General features: G+C 43.4%; 1 protein-coding gene. It reads left to right on the top strand.

The genetic code is table 11. The features are described from left to right. Positions 1-220: 220 nt before the first annotated feature. Positions 221-2,421, top strand: a 2,201-nt coding sequence (locus CXF78_RS20335; RefSeq protein ID WP_102037773.1) for an acylase, incomplete at its 3' end; no start/stop codon positions are given.

Here is a 2,421-nt window from a genome sequence, read left to right as displayed (position 1 = left end):
TACTCAAGTTTATTGAGGCTATTTCTATCAAGATGTAGACACACGAGAGAATGATTGCTTAAATAGCAATGCATGTCTTTGTTGTATTTAACAACAGCGCATTCGTTTCAAGGTGATTGGGATTACTTTGGCGGTGCTGTTAGCTTAAATTGAGGCATAAAGGATTAAGTACCTCATCCATTTTGCTGATTAGCATTGGGATACAACAAGGATAATAATAATGAAACTGAATAAAATTCTACTCGCTATCGGTATGGCTTCTAGCGTTGCGATAGTGGGTTGCGGTGATGACACTCAATACGGTAAAACCCCTCAACCAGATCCACAACCCGAAGTCGTTACTCCTCCTTTACAAGCTTTTGCTCCTAATGGCAGCTTAAAAGTTCAAATTCGCCGAACTCAATATGGTGTACCACACATTACAGCCGACAATTTAGAGAGTCTTGGTTTCGGTAATGGTTATGCCCAAGCACAAGATAATTTATGTGTGATAGCGGATGGCTTTATTAAAGCCAATTCTGAACGGTCGATGTACTTTGGCCCCCATGCATCGATTGACTTTACAACCGGACTTCCAACCAGTGAAGATAACGGTAACTTAATTTCTGACTTTGCCTACAAAGCATTGAAAATCAGGCAGCTTGCAGAAAACCAATACCCACAGTTTAGTTATAATTCGCGTGCATTAATGGAAGGTTTTAGTGCGGGTTATAATCAGTATCTAGCTGATGTAGAAGCCGGCACTCAAACCGGTGAGCCATTTTGTGCTGGTCAACCGTGGGTTAAACCTATTAGCGGTGTCGATGTAGCAAGCTATCTATTTTCCATCGCGCTATTACCTGGGGCGGCAAACTTTTTAGATTTAATTTTTTACGCCAACCCTGGCGATGCTCAAGAGTATTTACCGCGTATTGTTGGATCAGCCCCGTCCACTGCGCAAACTGCGTTTGTGCAGGATATGAACAACAAATTAATCGCACGGTCTGCAACCATTACCACACCGGAAACTAATCCGCGAAATTTGGGCTCTAATGGTTGGGGTTTAGGAAAGGATAAAACCGAAAATGGTAAAGGCATGGTGTTGGGCAACCCGCATTTTCCGCATACCGGTAATTTACGTTTTTGGCAGTCGCATTTGACTATACCAGGGCAAATGGATGTGATGGGTGGCTCGTTAGCCGGTATGCCTGGATTGGTTAACATTGGTTTTAATAAAGATGTAGCCTGGACCCATACCTTTTCAACCGCAGAACATTTTGTAATGTATAACCTTGAGTTAGTTGCTGGTGATAGATTGCAATATATGTACGATAATTCGCCGATGCCAATCAACAAAGAAACGGTTTCGGTATTAGTTAATGCAGGCCCCGCTGGCATGTTGGTAGCACAGAAGGATATTTACACCACAGCCAAAGGTCCGATGGTTGAAGCACCACCAACATTAGCGCCATTTGGATGGGACGATGGCCAGGCTTTCTTTATTCAAGATGCCAACATGGCCAATAAAGATCCGCTCGATCATTGGTTAGCCATGAACCTTGCATCCAATAAAGATGAGTTTCAACAAGCGTTTAAAAATTATGATGGGGTGATTTTTAATAACACCATGTATGCAGATAAAGAAGGCAATGCGTTTTATATTGACGACTCAACCGTCCCGGGTTTTTCTGACTTAGTGGTCGATATTATTAAGACGACTCCAGCGATACAAGCGGCGAGAGCCCAAGCAGGGTTTACTATTCTACCCGGTAATACCTCGGTATTTAGTTATGATTCGCCAATGCCATATGAACGTGCGCCTAAGCTTGAACGTACAGACTTTGTGCAAAACTCAAATAACTCCTTTTGGTCTACTAACTTAGCGGCACCGCTCGAAAACTACTCTCCTTTATACGGTCCAGAACGAGGTCAATTATCGTTACGTACTCGTATGGGCTTAACCTTAATGGAAGATGCCGCGGGTGATGACGGTAAATTTAATATTGAGGAATTAGAGACGGCTTTATTATCCAATCGGGCTTATCTTGCTGAATTAGTGTTACCCGACTTAATTAGCCAGTGTGAGCAACAAGGGGCTACGCCGGTGATGGTTAGCGCAACATTGTCTAAAGATGTTTCGGCATCATGTGCCGCGCTAAAGGCGTGGAACGGTAAACAAGATAACGACAGCAAAGGCGGGGCGTTACTTCGAGAGTTTGCCCATCAGTTCAATCAAAACACCATGTTAACAGAAGCTTTTGATTATATGAGTGCGGCAACCACGCCCAATAAGCTCAACACAGATGGTAGTGCATTAGTGGCTTTAGCTCATGCAGCTTTGAATCTTGAAGCGGCAGGTTTTGCGGTTGATGTTGCGTTAGGGGATGTGCAATTTGTTGAAAAGTCACTTCCTGATGGTACTGCATCTGGGGTTAAGTTACC

The organism is Shewanella sp. 11B5 (assembly GCF_002836795.1).
GTDB lineage: Bacteria > Pseudomonadota > Gammaproteobacteria > Enterobacterales > Shewanellaceae > Shewanella > Shewanella frigidimarina.
The sequence above is the reverse complement of the archived record's forward strand: the minus strand, read 5'-3'. Positions and strand labels throughout refer to the sequence as shown.